General features: G+C 66.9%; 19 protein-coding genes. 13 read left to right on the plus strand and 6 right to left on the minus strand.

Annotated features, from left to right (window positions below):
* The first annotated feature begins 51 nt into the window (after positions 1–51).
* From mdlC to ACZYYX_RS02835, 5 genes are all read left to right on the plus strand, one after another.
* Positions 52–1,668, plus strand: coding sequence for a benzoylformate decarboxylase (gene mdlC, locus ACZYYX_RS02815; RefSeq protein ID WP_463812870.1), 1,617 nt, complete (start codon positions 52–54; stop codon positions 1,666–1,668).
* A gap of 15 nt (positions 1,669–1,683) precedes the next feature.
* Positions 1,684–2,661: a quinone oxidoreductase family protein gene (locus ACZYYX_RS02820; RefSeq protein ID WP_463812871.1), complete on the plus strand. Its 978-nt coding sequence runs from the start codon at positions 1,684–1,686 to the stop codon at positions 2,659–2,661.
* Between the two features lie 154 nt (positions 2,662–2,815).
* Positions 2,816–3,886: a catalase family peroxidase gene (locus ACZYYX_RS02825; RefSeq protein WP_463812872.1), complete on the plus strand. Its 1,071-nt coding sequence runs from the start codon at positions 2,816–2,818 to the stop codon at positions 3,884–3,886.
* Positions 3,883–4,449: a cytochrome b gene (locus ACZYYX_RS02830; RefSeq protein ID WP_463812873.1), complete on the plus strand. Its 567-nt coding sequence runs from the start codon at positions 3,883–3,885 to the stop codon at positions 4,447–4,449. Before ACZYYX_RS02825 ends, ACZYYX_RS02830 begins: the two co-directional genes overlap by 4 nt.
* The gene (locus tag ACZYYX_RS02835) at positions 4,446–5,168 is read left to right on the plus strand and encodes a cutinase family protein (protein ID WP_463812874.1); all 723 of its coding nucleotides are present in this window, start codon (positions 4,446–4,448) and stop codon (positions 5,166–5,168) included. Before ACZYYX_RS02830 ends, ACZYYX_RS02835 begins: the two co-directional genes overlap by 4 nt.
* Before the next feature lie 63 nt (positions 5,169–5,231).
* Here ACZYYX_RS02835 and ACZYYX_RS02840 read toward each other — a convergent pair whose 3' ends face one another.
* Together ACZYYX_RS02840 and ACZYYX_RS02845 are read right to left on the minus strand one after the other, a co-directional pair.
* On the minus strand, positions 5,232–5,450 hold the full coding sequence (locus tag ACZYYX_RS02840; RefSeq protein WP_335332121.1) for a hypothetical protein: 219 nt from the start codon (positions 5,448–5,450) through the stop codon (positions 5,232–5,234).
* A gap of 96 nt (positions 5,451–5,546) precedes the next feature.
* Entirely contained in the window at positions 5,547–6,419 is an 873-nt protein-coding gene (locus tag ACZYYX_RS02845) for a universal stress protein (protein WP_463812875.1), read from the minus strand.
* An 81-nt stretch (positions 6,420–6,500) separates the two neighbouring features.
* Between ACZYYX_RS02845 and ACZYYX_RS02850 the strand changes: the two genes are divergently transcribed.
* Entirely contained in the window at positions 6,501–7,913 is a 1,413-nt protein-coding gene (locus ACZYYX_RS02850; protein WP_463812876.1) for an APC family permease, read from the plus strand.
* Between the two features lie 62 nt (positions 7,914–7,975).
* Positions 7,976–9,319 (plus strand): NAD-dependent succinate-semialdehyde dehydrogenase, encoded by a 1,344-nt coding sequence (locus ACZYYX_RS02855; protein WP_463812877.1) that lies wholly within the window; start codon positions 7,976–7,978, stop codon positions 9,317–9,319.
* Here ACZYYX_RS02855 and ACZYYX_RS02860 read toward each other — a convergent pair.
* Entirely contained in the window at positions 9,316–10,581 is a 1,266-nt protein-coding gene (locus tag ACZYYX_RS02860) for a threonine/serine exporter family protein (RefSeq protein WP_463812879.1), read from the minus strand. The genes ACZYYX_RS02855 and ACZYYX_RS02860 overlap by 4 nt on opposite strands.
* Before the next feature lie 95 nt (positions 10,582–10,676).
* The gene (locus tag ACZYYX_RS02865; RefSeq protein WP_463812880.1) at positions 10,677–11,423 is read right to left on the minus strand and encodes a 3-oxoacyl-ACP reductase family protein; all 747 of its coding nucleotides are present in this window, start codon (positions 11,421–11,423) and stop codon (positions 10,677–10,679) included.
* A 142-nt stretch (positions 11,424–11,565) separates the two neighbouring features.
* Here ACZYYX_RS02865 and ACZYYX_RS02870 point away from each other — a divergent pair, with 142 nt between their 5' ends.
* Positions 11,566–12,264 (plus strand): TetR/AcrR family transcriptional regulator, encoded by a 699-nt coding sequence (locus ACZYYX_RS02870; RefSeq protein WP_463812881.1) that lies wholly within the window; start codon positions 11,566–11,568, stop codon positions 12,262–12,264.
* 9 nt (positions 12,265–12,273) lie between these two features.
* On the opposite strand, the gene ACZYYX_RS02875 is transcribed toward ACZYYX_RS02870, so the two are convergent.
* A complete protein-coding gene (locus tag ACZYYX_RS02875) occupies positions 12,274–13,062 on the minus strand; it encodes a class I SAM-dependent methyltransferase (protein ID WP_463812882.1) in 789 nt (262 codons plus the stop codon).
* A gap of 95 nt (positions 13,063–13,157) precedes the next feature.
* On the opposite strand from ACZYYX_RS02875, the gene ACZYYX_RS02880 reads away from it, so the two are divergent.
* From ACZYYX_RS02880 to ACZYYX_RS02900, 5 genes are all read left to right on the plus strand, one after another.
* Positions 13,158–14,225 (plus strand): sulfite oxidase, encoded by a 1,068-nt coding sequence (locus ACZYYX_RS02880; RefSeq protein WP_463812883.1) that lies wholly within the window; start codon positions 13,158–13,160, stop codon positions 14,223–14,225.
* Positions 14,226–14,235: 10 nt separating this feature from the next.
* Positions 14,236–15,180 carry a LysR family transcriptional regulator gene (locus ACZYYX_RS02885; protein ID WP_463812884.1) on the plus strand — a complete coding sequence of 315 codons (945 nt, stop codon included), beginning with the start codon at positions 14,236–14,238 and terminating at the stop codon, positions 15,178–15,180.
* A gap of 111 nt (positions 15,181–15,291) precedes the next feature.
* Positions 15,292–16,365 carry a TDT family transporter gene (locus tag ACZYYX_RS02890; protein WP_463814785.1) on the plus strand — a complete coding sequence of 358 codons (1,074 nt, stop codon included), beginning with the start codon at positions 15,292–15,294 and terminating at the stop codon, positions 16,363–16,365.
* A gap of 167 nt (positions 16,366–16,532) precedes the next feature.
* Positions 16,533–16,856, plus strand: coding sequence for a DUF732 domain-containing protein (locus ACZYYX_RS02895; protein ID WP_463812885.1), 324 nt, complete (start codon positions 16,533–16,535; stop codon positions 16,854–16,856).
* A gap of 29 nt (positions 16,857–16,885) precedes the next feature.
* On the plus strand, positions 16,886–17,977 hold the full coding sequence (locus ACZYYX_RS02900; RefSeq protein ID WP_463812886.1) for a methyltransferase: 1,092 nt from the start codon (positions 16,886–16,888) through the stop codon (positions 17,975–17,977).
* A gap of 75 nt (positions 17,978–18,052) precedes the next feature.
* Here ACZYYX_RS02900 and ACZYYX_RS02905 read toward each other — a convergent pair whose 3' ends face one another.
* Positions 18,053–18,703, minus strand: coding sequence for a TetR/AcrR family transcriptional regulator (locus ACZYYX_RS02905; RefSeq protein WP_463812887.1), 651 nt, complete (start codon positions 18,701–18,703; stop codon positions 18,053–18,055).
* Positions 18,704–18,837: the final 134 nt, after the last annotated feature.

Below are 18,837 nucleotides of genomic sequence, written 5' to 3' on the forward strand. Positions count from 1 at the left end.
GTTTCGCCGACAAGAGTTCTCCACATCACTTCCAACCGAAAGGCACCTCCGATGTCCGATCGCATGACTGTTCATCACGCCACCTACGACTTGTTGCGCACGCTCGGACTGACAACGGTGTTCGGCAACCCCGGATCGACGGAGCAGTCGTTCCTGCGTGATTTCCCCGACGACTTCACCTACGTTCTCGGCCTGCAGGAGGCATCGGTGCTGGCGATGGCCGACGGATTCGCCCAGGTGCGCCGCAAGCCCGCATTGGTCAACCTGCACACCGCAGCAGGCACCGGCAACGCGATGGGCTCGCTGGTCGCGTCGTACAAGGCCAACACGCCGCTGATCGTCACCGCCGGACAGCAGACCCGCGAGATGGCGCTTGTCGATCCCTACCTGAACAACCGCGACGCCACCTCGTTTCCCCAGCCGTGGGTCAAGTGGGCGTACGAGCCGGCCCGCGCCGAAGACGTGCCTGCGGCCTTCATGCAGGCCTATGTCGTGGCCATGCAACCGCCGAAAGGGCCTGTGTTCCTGTCGATTCCGCTCGACGACTGGGACAAGCCGGCCCTGGGTCCCGCCGTGGTGCGCGGGATGAGTGACCGAGTGGCACCCGACGCCGGCCGACTGGCCGAGTTCGCCGAGCGCATCAGCAGGGCGAAGCGGCCGCTGCTGCTGCTCGGACCCGAGGTCGATCGCGACGGAGGGTGGGACGCCGGTATCGCCTTCGCCGAGAAGCTCAAGGCGCCCGTGTACGGCAGCACCCTGCCCGACCGGGTCTCGTTCCCCGAGAACCATCCCCTTGCGCAGGGTCCGCTGCCCATGACGATCGCAGGCGTCAACGAAGCTCTGCGCGGCTACGACCTGGTGATCGCCATCGGCGCTCAGGTCTTCCGCTATTACCCGTTCGTCGCCGGCGACTTCGTCCCCGAAGGCACCGAGGTCCTGCAGATCACCGCGGACCCCCACCTGTCGGCGATCGCGCCCGTCGGCGACAGCCTCATCGGCTCGGTCCGGATGGCGCTCGAGCAGTTGGTCGACATGATCGAGGTGCCGGAAAATCGCACCGCGCCGACGCCGCGGCAGCTGCCCGAGGTGACCGAGGTGGAGCCCGCGAACGCGCCGCTGACGGCCGATCAGGTGTATCACGTCATCAGGACCGTCAAGCCCGAGGATTCGGCGTTGGTCAACGAGTCGACGTCGACGATGGCCGAGCAGCTGTCCTGGTGCCCCACCACCAACAGCGACAGCTTCTTCTCGACGCCCAGCGGTGGCATCGGATGGGGTGTTCCCGCCGCGGTGGGTACCGCACTGGGCGACCGCGAACGCGGCGTGAACAGGCACGTGGTGGCCACCATCGGCGACGGCTCCTTCGAATACTCGGTCCAGGCCATTTGGACTGCGGCACAACACAAGTTGCCGATCGTGTTCGTTGTGTTCCGCAACGGCGAATACGCGATCCTGAAGTCCTTCGCGCTGCTGGAGAAGACTCCGCATGTGCCGGGTCTGGATCTGCCGGGTCTCGACATCGAGTCGCTGGGCAAGGGATTCGGCCTCCGATCGGTGACGGTGGACGGAACCGAGTCGCTCGCCAAGGAGTTTGAGGCGGCTCTGGAGGCCGACGGGCCCACGGTCATCGTCGTCCCGACCAAGCCCCAGCTGCCGTTCCTCGGCTGAGACGATCCCGCTGTCATGCACGCCATCCAGGTGACTCGCCACGGTGGGCCCGATGTTCTCGAGTACACCGAGGTGCCCAAACCCACTCCGGGCCCTCGACAGGTGCTGGTCAAGACCGAAGCCATTGGCGTCAACTTCATCGACACCTACTTCCGCACCGGTGCCTACCCGCACGCACTGCCGTTCATCCCCGGCTGCGAGGTGTGCGGAGTGGTCACCGAGCTGGGGAGCGAGGTCACCGGCTTCCGGGTGGGCGACCGGGTGGCGGCGGCCGACACCGACGGGACGTACGCCGAATACTGTGTGGCGAACGTCGACCTGACCGCGCATGTACCGACGGGCATCTCCCCCCAGGTCGCCGCCTCGGCACTCCTGAAAGGGGAGACGTCGCACCTGCTGATCAACTCCGTCTATGCGGTCAAGCCCGGAGACACGATCCTCGTGCACGCCGGCGCCGGTGGCGTCGGGCTGATTCTGACCCAGTGGGCCACGACCAAAGGGGCTCGGGTGATTACGACGGTCTCGACGCCGCAGAAGGCGGAGTTGTCCCGGCAGGCCGGAGCGTGGCACGTGCTCGACTACCCGGAAGATGCGGACGCTTTCGGACAGGAGATCCGAGCGCTGACGGAAGGTGAGGGGGTGGCCGCCGTGTACGACGGGGTGGGGAAGTCCACATTCGATGCCAGTCTGAAGAGCCTGGCGATCCGCGGCACGCTGGCCCTGTTCGGCGCCGCCAGCGGGCCGGTACCACCGGTCGATCCACAACGGCTCAACGCCGCTGGATCGGTGTACCTGACGAGGCCCTATCGCACCCACTTCAACCGCACCGCGGACGAATTCGCTTGGCGGGCGGGTGAACTGTTCGACGCCATCGGCTCGGGTGCGATCACGGTGACCGTCGGTGAGACCTATGCATTGCGTGATGCCGCGCAGGCGCACCGTGACCTGGAGGCTCGACGCACCCACGGCTCGACCATCCTCGTACCGAACTGACGGAGTTCCGGTTAACCCCACCTCGGAGTTACCGGCAGCCTCCAGCTGCGTCTGGCGGTACCGCCAATGCCATCAGCGATCCCCGAGGAACAGAATCGAGCGTGACCATGTACAGACCGGGCGCAGCGCGCCGCCAGCAATTAAGGTACCGAAGGTGAGGGGGGACTGGGGCGCACAGATCGACCGGCGATCGGTGCTGAAAGGTCTGGCCGCCGTCGGCGCCTTCCTCGCCGTGGACCTGGGCGCAGTGGCGTACGCGAACAACTGGATTCGGCCGGCCGCGAGCTTCACCCGGCAGACGGTGATCGACGGTCTGCGTGGGGTCTACGGGGTGCACCCCGGGTTTCGCAAGAACCACGCGAAAGGGGTTGCAGTCGAGGGCTATTTCGACAGCAGCGGGCAGGCTGCCACCCTGTCCACGGCTGCCGTCCTGCTCGCCGGCCGTACGCCGGTCGTCGGACGATTCTCCCTGGCAGGCGGCGACCCGTTCGTCGCCGATACGCCCGGTGCGGCCCGCGGACTGGGGCTGGCGTTCGGGCTGCCCGGTCGCCAGCAGTGGCGAACTGCGACGCTGAACCTGCCGGTGTTCCCGGACAATTCGGCCCAAGGCTTCCTGGACAGGGCCGTGGCAGGCAAGGTGGTCCCCGGCACGGGTAAACCCGATCCGGCTGCGATGTCCGCGTTTCTCAGCGCTCATCCCGAGACGGCCGCGGCGATGAAGATCATCAAAGCACAAACCCCGACAACGGGTTTCGCGGACAGCACCTTCTCGGGCCTCAACACCTTCTACGCCGTCGACGCCTCCGGTGAGCGGACACCGGTGCGCTGGTCGTTTATCCCCCTCCAGGCGTCGTTGCCCGCCGGAGCGGGACGTGATGGCCTGTTCGACGCCCTGGTTCGGCAGATCCGCAGCACTCCGCTTCGGTGGCGGCTCGAATTCGTCGTCGGCCAACCCTCGGACCCGCACGACGACGCGACGCTGCCGTGGCCGGCGGATCGACAGCGCGTCGACGTCGGAACGCTCACGCTGACAACCGCTCTCACGGAATCCCGCGGCAATGCGCGCGATGTCAACTTCGATCCGCTGGTGCTGCCCGACGGTATAGAGCCGTCGGCCGATCCTCTGCTGAGTGCGAGGTCCTCGGTGTACGCGGCGTCTTATCGGCTCCGCACCGGCGAACCGATCACGCCGTCGGCCGTCCAGGTCGACGAGGTGCGCGCGTGACCGGCCCGCAGCGCTTCGCGGTACGCTCCCGGATTCTGCACTGGATCACCGCGATCGGCGTGTTCGCCGCCCTGCTGATCGGCTTCGCGATGGTGAACTCCATCGGCTCGTACGCCGTATTGGTGGCGGTGCACATGAGCATCGGGATCACGATCCTGGCCGTCACGGTGCTGCGTCTGGTCAACCGCCGGATCACCCATCCACCGGCGTGGCCGCCCACCGTCGGACGGCTCGAGGGGAAGGTCGTCACGTACTCGGAACGGCTGATGTACGCCCTGCTGCTCGTGCAACCCCTGGTGGGATGGGCCATGGTGTCGGCGGCCGGGCGGCCTGCCGTCGCCTTCGGGGTGCACCTACCTGCGATCGCGCCGTTCAATGCGGCAATGTATTTTGTTCTCCGGCAGACCCATTCGGTACTGGCCTACCTCCTGGTAGCCGTCATAGCCGCGCACGTCTGTGCGGTATTGCTCCATACCCTGACCCTTCGTGATCGCATGCTCTCGCGCATGTTGTTCGGGCGATCGCCGGAGGGGCGTGCCACCACTGTGAAAGGACCGTCATGACGACCAGCCCTCAGATCCGGCGCATGAGCCACCTCGTCGGCGCGGTCGGTGCGGTCGTCGCCGCGTGCGTGGGACCTCAGGCCGCCGGGACCGCCGCGGCACAACCAGCGCCGGCCTGCCCGGCGGTCGAAGTGGTGTTCGCCCGAGGCACCTTCGAGGCGCCCGGCATCGGGGACACGGGTCAGGCTCTGGTCAATTCGTTGAATGGGCGCCTCAGCACGCCAGTGGCCACCTACGGGGTCAATTACCCTGCCTCGCTGGACTTCCAGGCCGCTGTCAATGGAGTCGCCGACGCCGCCGGCCACATCCAGTCGGTGGTGCAGAGCTGCCCGAACACCCAGATCGTGCTGGGCGGCTACTCCCAGGGTGCCGCGGTCGCGGCCTACACGACGTTCGATCACGTGCCGCCCGGATTCATCCTGCCGCCCAACATCAGCGGGCCGATGCCGGCCTCGGTGGCACCGCACGTCGCGGCGGTCGTCCTGTTCGGCACGCCGGACCCGTTCTTCCTCAACCTCGTCGATCGCAACGCACCATCGTTGACCGTCGGGCCGCTGTACGCCGACAAGACGCTGCAGCTGTGCGCTCCGGGCGATCCGGTGTGCCAGCCAGGTGCCTTCGATCGTGCCGCTCACAGCGCTTACAAGAGCAACGGCATGGCAGATCAGGCGGCCGCCTTCGTCGTCGATCACCTCAGCGGCGGCGCTGACGCCACGTGAGCCGCATCTGACAACGCAAGAAGGGCGCCCGCACGAGCGGGCGCCCTTCTCGGTGGTCGTCTATCAGGGGTGAACCGTGGTGTCCACGTGCGGCACGTGTACGTGGGGGAACAGCTGGTCGTACCACGGGTAGTAGTCGTTGCTGTATCCGTATCCGTGGTGCCCGTAGCCGTAGCCGCCGAATCCGAAACCGCTCTGGTCGGCCTGCGCCGGACCGGCGAAACCGATCACCGCCGCGGTCATTGCACCGGCGACCATGCTCATCAACCCGAACTTCTTCATCGCTCTCGCCTCTTCTTGTCTCTGCTGGGCGGTGGCGCCGCCTATGCAGGGTCAAACAGACATACGGGCGATTTGATTCCATCGCTGCTGCAAAAATCAGTCCCTGGGCCAGACGATGAGCGGCACGGGCAAGGCTCGCAGGATCTTGGCGGCCGAGCGGCCGAGGAACAGGCGCCGCGGCGCGGCCAGGCGGCTCGAACCCACCAGCGCGACCTCGTCATCGGAGAACTCGACACCTGCGACGGCGTCCTCGAGGGAATCACCCCGGCCGATGATGCTGCTCACCGAGCATTCGGCCGGCAGCCGCTGCGCGGCGGCGTCGACCAGCCCGGCCGCATGCTCTTCGGCAGCTCGCGTCCACTCGCCGCCGTCTCCGTTCGCGTCCTCGTCGAGTGCCACCAATGACATCACGCGCAACGGCACCCGCCACTCGCCCGCCAGCCGTAGCGCGTTGTCGAAGAGCACCTCGTTCCCTGGCCGCAGCCCGACCGCGCACGTGATGCGCGAGACCCTCGGCTGCGCCTGGTACTGCGCCGGCGCCAGCGCGACCGGCACCGAAGAGGCGTGAAGCAACGCATCGGCCAGGCTGCCCAGCCCGAATCGGCCCCCGAATCCGCCACTGCGCACCCGGTGGTAGGTCCCGACGACGATCAGCGCCGCCTCCCCGCGCCCGGAATCGGTGGCCGCGTCGAGCAGTCCCTGGGTGATCGAATCGGCGCGCTGCACCAGACCCTCGGCGGTCACGTCATCGGGAACGCGGGACAGGCCGTCGCGCAGCCACTCCCAGCCCTGCTCCTCGAGTTCGGTGTTGAAGGCCTGGTCGGGCGAGTAACGCTGGAATGTGGGCGCGTCGCTCGGCAGCACCGACACCAGATCGAGCGTGGCGCCCGAGGTGCGCGCCAAGGTGGCCGCGACGTTGACTCCGTCGACCCCGCGCTGGCGCGGACCGTACCCGACGACATACCGCATGGCTGGTGACGCTACAGAGCCGCCGAGGTTGTGGTAAGCCCCTTGAGTACGTTTCGTCCCCCGTGAGATGGCGGTGCCACGATGACCCAGTCAGACTCCGGCTCCACGGGTTCTCCCGTGCTCGCTCGCACGCTCGGCATGTGGGCGATCGTCTTTCTCGGCCTGGGCTACATGACCCCGACGGTCGTGTTCGACACGTTCGGCATCGTCTCCGACGAGACCAGCGGTGTCGTGCCCACGGCCTACGTCTTCGCCCTGGTGGTCATGGCCTTCACTGCGATCAGCTATGGCCGCATGACGACGGTGTTCCCCTCCGCCGGTTCGGCGTACACGTACACCTCGGCAACGATCCACCCCAACTTCGGTTTCCTGATCGGATGGGCCGCGCTTCTCGACTACCTCTTGCTCCCGCTGGTGAACGCACTGATCATCCGCAGCTACCTGTACTCGTTCTTCCCGGACGCGCCCCAGTGGCTCTTCGTCGTCGTCTACGTCGCCGCGATCACCGGGATGTGCCTGTTCAGCATGACCAACACCTCCCGCGTGAACATGCTTCTGGTGGTGTTCGAGGTGGTGCTGATCGGGGTGTTCCTGATCCTGGCGGGCAAGTCGCTGATGGACGGGATGGGCAACGGGACGTTGTTCTCGACGGAGCCGCTGTGGCACGAGGGCGTACATCTGGATCTGGTCATCACGGGCGCCACGATCGTTGCGTTCTCGTTCATCGGGTTCGACGCGATCACGATGTACACGGAGGAAGCCAAGGATGCCTCGACGGTGCCGAAGGCGATCCTGTTCGCTCTGCTCATCGGCGGCGCCATCTTCTTCGTCGCTGCCTTCTTCACGCAGTCACTGTTCCCGGACGTGTCGAATTTCAGCCAGGAGTCCCTGGAGAACAGCGCGCTGCCGGAGGTGGCGTTCAACGTCGGCGGGCATCTGTTCAAGATCCTGCTGACCGCGGCTGCGTTCGCCGCCACGGTGGCCTCCAGCCTGGCATCGCATGCATCGGTGTCACGGTTGCTGTTCGTGATGGGGCGCAACGGTCGCGGTCCGGTCGGTCGGTTCTTCGGCTATCTGCACCCGAGTTTCCAGACTCCGTCGTACGCGATCGTTTTCGTGGGTCTCGTGTCGTTGTTGGCGATCTCGTTCAACCTGGATTTCGTCGCGTCGCTGATCAACTTCGGCGCCCTGATCGCGTTCACCATGGTGAATCTGACGGTGATCATCTACTTCGCGTATCGCCGGCGCGAGGTCAGCGGGGCGGGACAGATCTTCCGCAACATCGTGCTGCCCGGCATCGGGGTCGCAGCCACCGTGTTGCTGTGGCTCTACCTTTCGCCCGAATCCACCCGATACGGAATCATCTGGTTCGCCATCGGAATCGTTGTGCTGCTGTGGCTTACACGATTGTTCCGTCGCCCGCTCTCGGTAAACATGGGCGAGGCGATTCCCGACGCCGACGAACTCGACACGCCCCCTAAGACGGCGACCTAGACTGGCGGCGCACGGTTTTTTTCGTGCCTGTGCCCAGCCCGATCATGAGGAGCGAACTGTCGATGAGCACGTCTATGTACGCAGTGGTCGACCCGTCCACCGGCGAGTTGGTCAAGGAATACCCGACGGCCACCGACGAGCAGATCGAGCAGGCGATCGCCGCGGCGGACACGGCACACCGCGAATGGTCGCGCACCTCGTCGGTCGCTGATCGGGCGGCTCTCATCCGTCGGGTGGGCGAACTGCACGAGGAGCGTAAGGAGGAGCTGGCCCGCATCATCCAGCGCGAGATGGGCAAGCCGCTGGACCAGTCGATCGGCGAGGTGGAGTTCAGCGCCGCGATCTACACCTACTACGCGGACAACGCCGAGAAGTTCCTCGCTGACGAGCCGATCGATCTCCTCGACGGCGAGGGGTCGGCGCTGATCCGCCGCAGCTCCGTGGGCGTGCTCCTGGGCATCATGCCCTGGAACTACCCGTACTACCAGGTGGCCCGGTTCGCCGGCCCCAACCTGACGATCGGCAACACGATCGTGCTCAAGCACGCGCCGCAGTGTCCGGAATCGGCGGAGGCTCTGCAGAAGATCTTCACCGACGCCGGCTTCCCCGAAGGCGCCTACGTCAACGTCTACGCCACCAACGAGCAGATCGCCGAGGCAATCGCCGACCCCCGGGTGCAGGGTGTGTCGCTCACCGGCTCGGAGCGGGCCGGCGCCGCCGTGGCCGAGATCGCGGGCCGCAACCTGAAGAAGGTCGTGCTCGAACTGGGCGGTTCCGACCCGTTCATCGTGCTGTCGACCGATGATCTGGACGCCACCGTGGAGGCCGCGGTCGACGGACGCTTCGAGAACACCGGTCAGGCCTGCAACGCGGCCAAGCGCATCATCGTCGCCGAGAGCGTTTACGACCAATTCCTCGACAAGTTCACCGAGAAGGTTCTGAGCAAGGCCGACGGCTTGGCACCGCTGTCGTCCGTCGCCGCCGCGGAGCGCCTCGAGGATCAGGTGAAGCGCGCCGTCGACGCGGGCGCCAACCTGACCAGCCAGGGTGAACGCAAGGGCGCTCACTTCCCGCCGGGGGTACTCACCGACATGCCGCGCGACTACCGCGAGGAGCTCTTCGGACCCGTTGCATCGGTGTACAAGGTCTCCGACGAGCAGGAAGCGGTGGAGCTGGCCAACGACACGCCATTCGGGCTCGGCTCCTACGTCTTCACCACCGACGGCGAACAGGCCAAGCGGGTCGCCGACAAGATCGAGGCCGGCATGGTGTTCGTCAACGCGGTCGGGGCCGAAGGCGTGGAGCTGCCCTTCGGCGGCGTGAAGCGCTCGGGCTTCGGCCGGGAATTGGGCCGCTTCGGCATGGACGAGTTCGTCAACAAGAAGCTCATCCGCATCGTCGATTAGGGCGCCGCGTCGAGTCGTAGCCGCCGGTCGAGCACCCAGTCCCGCACCCGGGTGGGCACCGCCAATCCGACGGCCATCCCGATGACGGTCAAAGTGGCGGTGACACTGTCGCCGGCGACTGCCAGCAGGACGGGTTCATTTGCCCGCGTGGCGAGTTCAGCGACGCCTGCGACGGCCCGGAAAACGTACACGCCGGGCACCATGGCGACCACAGCGGCGAAACCGACTGCGGCGAAGGGCATTCCCTTCAGGTACGCCAGGGGCGTCAGGACTGCTCCGGCGAGCAGACAGGCAATGAGCGCCGCGACGGGCAGGCTCACGTGCCATTGCACCATCGCGATCCAATGCAGGGCATGCGCCGCCATGCCGACAGCCACAGGCCAACCCAGAAGGCGGTACGGCATGGAGAAGAACACCGGGTAGCAGGCGGCGGCGACACCGGCTGCCAACACGTCAGCGGCGAAAGGCACGTTCGCAGGCGGCGCCGCAAGGGGCAGCGACTGCCCGCCGACGCCCATCCCGATCGTCAGGCCCACAGCGATGACCGCGAGAAGAAGGAGCGCATAACCCAGACGGGCCAACGCCAACGGTATTCGCGCCGCAAGCAGATCCATGGCGCCGATGAGTATCTGTGGCCCCGGCACCATCACCATGGCCGGGCAGAGCGCAACCAGACCGCCGGGAGCGTGCACTCCGACCGCATCGGCGAACCCACCGGCTGCACCCGCGATCAGCGCAGCGCCGAAGACCGGCAGCAATGGGTCGGCACTCCACCTACCGACCAGGCGGCGCAGCACGCCGCCCAGGGCTGCCGCAGCGGCGATCAGTGCGATCGTGCGGAGGTCCGTCACGCCGAAGACGACGGACAGCGCCGCCGCTCCGAGCGCGCAGGCCGTGACGAACACCGGTGTCGCGGAGACCGGGAGACGCTCGGCGGCGTCGAGCGCTCGTTCGACCTCCACGCGATCGATGGAGCGGCGCCCCGCCTCGTCCACTGTGCGCATCAGTGCGGTCACGCGACGCATGTTCACTGCGACGGGGCGCGTCGCCTCGATCAGAACGCCGCCCCCGTCGGTACGCGGGTCGTAGACGGTCAAGGCCGACCACCCGGGAACGACCTCCGCCGGTTGACCGAGTCCGTGCGCCAGCCGTCGCACCGCGGTCAGCGTCATCGATGTGGATTGACCGCTGTTGTGCAAGAGAACTGCAGCGCGCAGGATCGTCCCGAGCGCCGCGGTGTGATGTGCAGATTCGCTAGACACCGGCGACGCCGTGGCCGATCATGTCGTGCGGGTCGTGGTGTCCACGAGTCGGTGCCTCCCTTGCCATAGGAGGGAACCTATCGGCACCTGGGGGATCAGATGACGAAACCGCCGTCGACGTTCCACGTCACGCCGGTGACGTAGCCGGCTTCCGGAGACGCCAGATACGCGACCGCACTGGCGATGTCGGCGGGCTGGCCGTACCTGCCGACGGCGATCAACGGACGTACGTATTCGGAGAACTCCCCGCCCTCCTCCGGATTCATGTCGGTGGCCACCGGGCCGGGCTGGATGGTGTTGACGGTGATTCCGCGTGGAGCGAGTTCGCGCACCAGCCCGCGGGTGAAGCCGGCGACGGCGGCCTTGGTCAGGGCATAACCCGACAGGCCGGCCATCGGTGCGCGGTCGGCGTTGACGCTGCCGATCGTGATGATGCGCCCACCCTCGCCGAGGTGCGGGACTGCGGCTTTGGTGGCGGCGAACACGCCGCGCACGTTGACCGCGATGAGGCGGTCGAACTCCTCGAGGGGGAAGTCCTCGATGGGTGCCCCGTAGGCGATGCCGGCGTTGTTGACCAGGATGTCGAGACCGCCGAGCGCCGAGGCTGCCGCCTGCACCGCGTCGGTGACCGCTGCGGGGTCGGCGCTGTCGGCCTGCACTGCGACCACCGTGGCGCCCGCCGCGGTCAGGTCGTCGACCAGGCTCTGCGCGGGTGCCGGCGATGACTGGTAGGTGAACGCCACCGCGGCACCGTCGGCGACGAGCCGGCGCACGACACCTGCACCGATACCACGCGAACCGCCGGTCACCAGGGCACGTTTTCCGGACAGGGGACTCGTCATCGCGTTCTCTTTCGTCACCGGCCGAACCGTTCGGCCTCACGCCCAAGCACAAGCGCCTGGTGACCGGAAAGATTCCTCGCTCACCTGGCGGCCAGTACTGACGAAATCCTCAAGATTGAGGTCAGGCTGATATCCTGCGGCGATGGACGTGCCTGACAGCGACGGCGGCGAGCAGCCTGTCAATCGGCTCCAGCGTCGCAAGATGCGTACCCGAGCGGCGCTGGTGCGTGCAGCGCAGGGATTCATCGCCGAGGGCAAACTCGCAGTGCCGATCCTGGAGATCACGCAGACCGCCGATGTCGGAATGGGCTCGTTCTACAACCATTTCGAGAGCAAGGAGCAGCTGTTCGAGGCGGCTCTGACCGATGCTCTCGACCAGATGGGCGCGCTCCTCGACGTGTACACCGAGTCGATCACTGACCCGGCCGAGGCCTTTGTCACGCGATTTCGACTTGCCGGCAGGCTGTTTCGTCATCGACCACAGGAGGCGGCACTGCTGCTGGCCAACGCCGGATCACTCATCTTCTCCGAGCACGGATTGTCGCCGCGCGCCCGCCGCGACATCGCGGTGGCCATCGACGCCGGCCGATTCGCGGTCGCCGACCCGGACGTGGGGCTCGCGCTGGCGGGCGGCACGCTGATCGGCTTGGCCACGTTGCTGCGGGAGAAGCCTGATCGTGACGCCGACGCCACGGTCGATGAGGTCGCCGAGAGCCTGCTGCGCACCTTTGGTATCACCACGAAGCAGGCCGCGGCGCTGTGCGCGCTGCCCCTCCCCGATTTGTCGTCGCTGGCGGATGCACCGGCCGACTGGCCCACGCCCATGACTCGCCCGAACTGACTGCTCCCTTCAGACGGTCCCGACCGCGAGATGCGCTGTGGTGCTGATGCGTAACTGCCCACCGGGGCCTGCGCGCCGTTGCGCAGCAGCCAGCAATGCGGGTGCGAGGAGATCACGTTGCTCGGCCGTCAGCGCCAGAAACGGGGGCATGAAGCCGAACATCTCATCCAGCTCGTCGAGGAACCGCGGTACCGCCGGAACGTCCCAGACGATCTCGAGCGGTGTCACCGTGATGTCGTGACAGCCTGCGGCCGCCATGTGCTGTTGCAGCACATCGGGTTTCGCGGCCAACAGCACCCCTTCAGGCACCGGGACAGGTTCCTGCCCCGGGAACACCTCGGCCATGGCTTCCACGAGCAGAGCCACGGCTGCGACGGTCCGCGGATCTTTCCAACTGCTGATGCAGACGCGGCCGGCGGTGCGGGTCACTCGGGCCAACTCGCGAAGGCCGGCCCGCCAGTCAGGCAGGTTGATGACGCCGAACATCGAGAAGGCGATGTCGAACGTGTCGTCCGCGAACTCGAGCGCCTGTGCATCCATGACAGTCGCCGAGCATGCCGGGAACGGTGCCAGCCGCTGCGCCGCCCGCTCCACCATCGGTGCGGCGACGTCGGTGGCCACCACGCGGGCACCGAGCGAGGCAGCGGCCACGCTCAGCCCCCCGGGACCACAGGCGACGTCGAGCACGTGGGCACCTGGTGAGATACCTCCGACCATCTCGAATGCGGGTGGAATGCACTGGGAGGTCAGCGGTTCGCCGTTACGTTCGTACAGCGCAGAGTCGACAGGAGGAACCATGCGCACAGCCTGCCGAGGACATGACCAATCGGCAAGGAGTATTGCCGTTGAGGCAAGCTCGGCTACGGGGTCACCGCGGGGCATAGTGTGCAGACGTGACGAAATTCGCGGTGGTGAAGCCGACGCCCTCCGAATTGATGGAGGACGCGGGGACCGGGCTCGACTACGGCACCAACCCGACCCAGATGCTCGGCGACATCACACCCAACGACCGGTTCTTCATCCGCAGTCATGCTCCGTCGCCTCACATCGACGTAGACACCTGGGCACTTCGCATCGAAGGTGGCGGCGTGCGAAAGCCGCTCGAATACTCGCTAGCCCAGTTGCGCAACGACTTTCCACTCATCTCGATGATCCGCACCCTGGAGTGCGCGGGCAATCGCCGCACATTGTTCGGACAGGAGGTGCAGCACACCTTCGAGGGCACGCAATGGGGGCGGGGGGCGATCAGCACCGCGGAATGGACCGGGGTACGACTCCGCGAACTGCTGGGACCGGCAAACGTGACCGATGACGCTGTGGAGGTGATGCCAGAGTCTCTCGACCAGATCCGGGCCCGCAGGCCGCTGCCGCTGGCCAAAGCTCTCGCCGATGACACGATCGTCGCCTTCGCCATGAACGGGGAGCCGCTTCCCGTCGACCATGGCTTCCCTGCCCGGCTGGTGGTATCTGGCTGGCTGGGAGCGGCGAGCATCAAGTGGCTGGGTCGCATCGAGGTCAGCACGCAACATCTCTACACGCCCTGGAACACCGAGGATTACGTGCTGATCGGCCCCGGTCAGGCCACCGAAGGCCCAGCTCGTGGCCCGGCCATCACCGAACCGGCGCTGTCCAGCCTGGTCGAGCTCCCGTGGCCGGCGACGCTGCCCGCCGGGCCGCATCTGATCCGTGGTCGCGCCTATGCCGGCGAGGGGTTGATCACCCAGGTGCAGTACCGGATCGACGATGGTCCCTGGTCACCGGCCACCATCACCTCGCCAGGCTCGGCGGGGGTATGGGCTCGGTGGCAGTTCCGCTGGGATGCGGCTTCCGGCGAGCACGTCCTGCGGGTGCGCGCCAGCGACAACCGGGGCAACGTCCAGCCGGAGTCCACGGCGTGGAACGAGCTCGGATACATGCACGGGTCGATCCTCGCTCACCCGGTGAACATCAGTTCCCCCTAGGGTCGTCCCTGTGCAGTTGAGCGCCCGAATGCCGGACCTCACGTCGTTGGAGGTCCTGCTCGCCATCGCGCGCACCGGCAGCCTCAGTAGCGCGGGCAGGGAATGCGGGCTGACCCAGCAGGCCGTGTCCGCGCGGATCGCCGCTCTGGAGCGGCAGACCGGTGTGCGTCTGGTCATTCGGAGTAAGACCGGGTCTCGCCTGACGCCGGCGGGCGCGGTCGCTGCGCAGTGGGCCGATCGCCTGCTCACCGTGGCGCACGAGGTCGACGCAGGCCTGGCCACGCTGCGCGACGACACCAAGACCCGGTTGCGCATCACCGCGAGCCTGACCATCGCCGAGCAGCTCCTCCCCCGCTGGCTGGTCAGCTGGCGGGAGACAGTCACCCGGGAACGCGCGACACCGCCGGACGTCATCCTGACCGCAGCCAACAGCGAGCAGGTGATCACGGCTATTCGCGACGGTCGCGCCGATCTGGGCTTCGTCGAGAGCCCCGGAGTGCCCCGGCCGTTGCGCAGCACCACGGTGGCCCACGACGAGCTGGTTGTCGTGGTGCCGCCCACGCACAAGTGGGCCCGTCGACCCCAGCCGATCTCCGCCGTGGAACTCGCCGCAGCTGCGCTGGTGACCCGCGAGAAGGGCTCGGGTACAAGAGAATTCCTGACCAGCGCGCTCCGGCGTGTCACCGATGCCGAGCAGGCTGCGCCCGCGCTCGAGCTGTCCAGCGCAGCCGCGGTGCGCGCGGCGGTGCTCGCGGAGGCGGGGCCGGCTGTCCTGAGCAGGTTGGCCGTTGCCGACGATCTCGAACTCGGGCGTCTGCGTGCCGTCGAGGTGGCTGGCTTGGACTTTCGCCGCGCCCTGCGCGCGGTCTGGGTGGGCGCCAGCACTCCACCCGCGGGTGCCGCGCGTGACCTGCTGAGCCACATCGCTGCCACTCGACGCCATCGACGCGAGTGATCATGTCACAAGAATTGCTTGTGTCGTCACCGCTGTTGCGCAGTTCCAGAAGCTTCTAGCGTGACAAACATGCAGCAATCCACGCTCACCCTCACCGAGACCATCGACCTGATGGAGCCGACGCCTCGGCGGCTCCACCATGTCGGACCGAACTGGTTCGCCTCGGTGATGGGAACCGGGATCGTCGCCACCGCCGCCGCCAGCCTGCCGGTTCAGGTGCCGGGGCTGCGCGGCTTCGCCCAGGTGGTCTGGGTTCTGGCCGCAGCGCTGCTCGCGGTGCTGGTCGTGCTGGTCGGGTCGTTCTGGGTGCGCCATCCCTCCGTCGCTCGCGGCCATGCACGCAACGCGTCGATGGCACATTTCTACGGTGCCGCCCCGATGGCGCTGCTCACCGTCGGTGCAGGAGCCTTGCTGGTCGGTGGCGACCTCATCGGCGCGGACACCGCCCTCCGCCTGGCTTGGAGCCTGTGGATTCTCGGCACAGCGGGCGGGCTCGTCACCGCGGCCACCATTCCGTTCCTGATGGTCACCCAGCACGACGTCGGCCCGGATGCCGCCTTCGGCGGCTGGCTGATGCCGGTGGTGCCGCCGATGGTGTCGGCCGCGACGGGGGCTCTGCTCATCCCGCACATCGCCGGCGAGACGGGTCGCGCCACGATGCTCTACGCCTGCTTTGCGATGTTCGGCCTGTCGATGATCGCCGCGCTGATCATCACCACGATGATCTGGAGCAGGCTGGTCCATTACGGCACGTCCGGCACCGCACGGGTCGCCACGCTGTGGATCGTGCTCGGCCCACTGGGGCAGTCCATCACCGCGGCAGGACTTCTGGGGAGCAGCGCCGCCACTGCCGTCGACCCTCAGATCGCCGATGGACTGAAGATTTTCGCCGTGCTCTTCGGTGTTCCCGTGTGGGGCTTCGCGGTCCTGTGGATCGTGTTGGCGGCATCACTCACCGTTCGAACCCTGCGCCGCGGCATGCCGTTTGCGTTGACCTGGTGGAGTCTGACGTTTCCGGTCGGGACCTTCGTCACCGGCACGACGCAGCTGGCCCTGCACACGGGACTGCCGGCGCTGCGCATCGCCGCGGCGATCAGCTACGTCTGTCTGCTCGGAACCTGGTGTCTGGTGGCGACGCGGACCGTTCACGGCAGCGTTCGCGGCGAACTGCTCGGCCCCCGCTGAACCCGCCGCCCGAACCCACCGCGGAATAGAATTCCGGGCTGCTCCTGGGCCGAGATCGCGACCATGGCTGCTATCCCGATGCGATTGCCGACCGAAAACTCGTGCATCGACACCCCGTGTCAGCGGCTTAGGCTTCGAAGACAGCGATGCCGAGAAGAGGAGCTGACATGCGACGGAGCAGACGGCGACTGATTGCCATCGGGATGACCACCGCGGTGCTGCTGGCTGGCGCTGCGACACCTGCCGCGGCGTGGCCCATCGCCCTGAGCCCCGACGAGGTCAGCTTCCTCAACGGCGTGCGGGGCAACTTCCCAGGAAACGACGATCAGCTCCTCTTGGCCGGCAAGCAGGCCTGCCGGCAGCTCTACACAGGTCAGCCCGCGCAGGCCGTCATCGACGCGACGGCAGCCGGGTACGGCGCGAGCCCCGCGCAGGCCGCAGGGTTGGTGAACGCGGCGCGGGGCACCATGTGCACGCAAGCTCCCGGCTGATCCGAGTGCCCCGCAGGTAGCCTGCACGGATGCCGTCGACGCCTCTGCCCGTGGTGCTGGCCACGCTTGCGCTTCGGCGCGGTCTCAAGAGATTCGCCGACAAATTGGTGCCGCCTCAGTTCGCGATGCTCGACGTCGGAGAAGGTGTCGCAGGTGTCCAGATCGCGGCAACCATCGCGGAACTCGGAATCGCCGACGTGCTCGCCGACGGGCCCATGACCGCGCAGCAGATCGCCGCACGCGTGGACGGCGATGCGGACACCGTGCACCGCCTCTTGCGCGGTGCGGTCGCGTGCGGTCTGTGCACCCTGGATCGCCGAACGGGAGCAGCGACGTTGACCCGCATGGGCGCGGTGCTGAGCAGCGACCATCCTGCGTCGCTGCGCGCCTGGATGCGCTACAAGGGGATGCGGTCGACCGTGGACGCGTGGGGCGGTCTCGCCGAGAGCGTGCGCAGTGGCCGCAGCGCGTTCGAGATCGTGCACGGCATCTCGGTGTGGGACTGGTACGACGCCCATCCGGACGAGCAGCAAGTCTTCGCCGCGACCATGCGGCAAGCGACCAGCATGATCGCCCGCGGGATCGCCCGCGTCTACCCGTGGCCCGACGGTGCTGTGGTGTGCGACGTCGCCGGCGGGATCGGAACACTGCTGTCGGTCATCGTGACCGAGCGCGAGGACCTGCGGGGCATCCTGGTCGACAGCGCGGGCATGATCGCCGAAGCAGACCGCTTCCTCGCCGAACGAGGAGTCTTGAATCGCATCGATCGTGTGGAGGGAGACATCTTCCGGTCCATCGACGCGACCGCCGATGTGTACCTGCTCAAAGACGTACTCCACGACTGGGACGACGAGCGCTGCTCGAAGATCTTCGCAACGGTGGCAGCGAGTATGCCTGTCGGCGCCAAACTCGTTGTGGTGGAATATCTCCAACCGCCCAACCGTCCGAATCAGTTCTCGCCTCTACTCGATCTGCACACCCTCACCCAGCGCGACGGCGGAAGGCTGCGCTCCAGAGAGGAGTTCGAGGAGCTGCTCGTCGGCGCGGGGCTGCGGCCCACCGGACGGACCTTCTCGGTCGTGCCGCACGATCTCATCGAGGCCATGAAGATCGCGGAATGATCTCCGCGGCAGGCGTTTTCGTTCGAGCAGACGTACACGTCCCAGATGCTCGCGGGTTTGCGGTCGTCGGCGCGGTCAGGACGGGCCTGAGACCAGTCCATGGCGGATGATCGATTGCGCGTTGGCAACTACCTCGGCCACGGAACCGCGCCGGGGGCTCCACCACTCCACCGCAGAGTAGAGCGCGCCGAGAATCAGCATCTGGGCGATATCGACGTCGAGTTCCGGCCGAAGCCGCCCTTCCTTGGCGACATCGTTGACGATCCGGCGCCAGATCTCCCCGTAGCGTTCCTCCTCGAGGATCTGCCGTGTTCTGATGGACTGCGGAATCTGTCCAGCGTTGCGGATTGCGGCCGTCGTGTAGTCAGAGACCTCGAGCTCGTGACGTAGGTGGGCTTCGGCGGCGATGAGCAGACGATCGAGACCACTGGTGTCGACGGGGACGTCGTCGAGGGCGGACATCACGTGCGCCCGTAGGTCGGCGGCACCGGACCACATCACTTCTTCGATGAGATCCTCACGAGACGGGAAGTAGTAATAGATCGCCGGCGCCTGCAGCTCGGCAACGGCGGCGACGTCGGTGAGACGCAGGCCAGCGTATCCGCTCTTCGAAAGCACACGCGCGGCTGCGTCGAGAATGCGGGATCTTGTCGATGCGGACTTCGACGTCGATTCCTCACCTTGCCGATTTGCGGTCGACGCCAAAGGCGTTCTGTGCCTGGCCATCAAACGATGTTACGCGAGCGACGTGTCATGAAATCCGAAACACCCGACGATCGCCCGCGTTCAGGACCTGTGCACTCAGCTGACAACATTGGAGACTGATGAAAGGGCGCCGCCTGCGAGCCGAGTGTTGCGCT

The sequence above is a fragment of the Mycobacterium sp. IDUB_1 genome (genome assembly GCF_055419625.1).

Coding starts and splice junctions, on each gene's coding strand:
- ACZYYX_RS02870 (WP_463812881.1), top strand. CDS start 11,566: ATGGACGTGCCTGACAGCGACGGCGGCGAGCAGCCTGTCAATCGGCTC.
- ACZYYX_RS02835 (WP_463812874.1), top strand. CDS start 4,446: ATGACGACCAGCCCTCAGATCCGGCGCATGAGCCACCTCGTCGGCGCG.
- mdlC (WP_463812870.1), top strand. CDS start 52: ATGTCCGATCGCATGACTGTTCATCACGCCACCTACGACTTGTTGCGC.
- ACZYYX_RS02875 (WP_463812882.1), bottom strand. CDS start 13,062: ATGGTTCCTCCTGTCGACTCTGCGCTGTACGAACGTAACGGCGAACCG.
- ACZYYX_RS02840 (WP_335332121.1), bottom strand. CDS start 5,450: ATGAAGAAGTTCGGGTTGATGAGCATGGTCGCCGGTGCAATGACCGCG.
- ACZYYX_RS02890 (WP_463814785.1), top strand. CDS start 15,292: ATGGAGCCGACGCCTCGGCGGCTCCACCATGTCGGACCGAACTGGTTC.
- ACZYYX_RS02865 (WP_463812880.1), bottom strand. CDS start 11,423: ATGACGAGTCCCCTGTCCGGAAAACGTGCCCTGGTGACCGGCGGTTCG.
- ACZYYX_RS02900 (WP_463812886.1), top strand. CDS start 16,886: ATGCCGTCGACGCCTCTGCCCGTGGTGCTGGCCACGCTTGCGCTTCGG.
- ACZYYX_RS02855 (WP_463812877.1), top strand. CDS start 7,976: ATGAGCACGTCTATGTACGCAGTGGTCGACCCGTCCACCGGCGAGTTG.
- ACZYYX_RS02905 (WP_463812887.1), bottom strand. CDS start 18,703: ATGGCCAGGCACAGAACGCCTTTGGCGTCGACCGCAAATCGGCAAGGT.
- ACZYYX_RS02895 (WP_463812885.1), top strand. CDS start 16,533: ATGCGACGGAGCAGACGGCGACTGATTGCCATCGGGATGACCACCGCG.
- ACZYYX_RS02845 (WP_463812875.1), bottom strand. CDS start 6,419: ATGCGGTATGTCGTCGGGTACGGTCCGCGCCAGCGCGGGGTCGACGGA.
- ACZYYX_RS02850 (WP_463812876.1), top strand. CDS start 6,501: ATGACCCAGTCAGACTCCGGCTCCACGGGTTCTCCCGTGCTCGCTCGC.
- ACZYYX_RS02820 (WP_463812871.1), top strand. CDS start 1,684: ATGCACGCCATCCAGGTGACTCGCCACGGTGGGCCCGATGTTCTCGAG.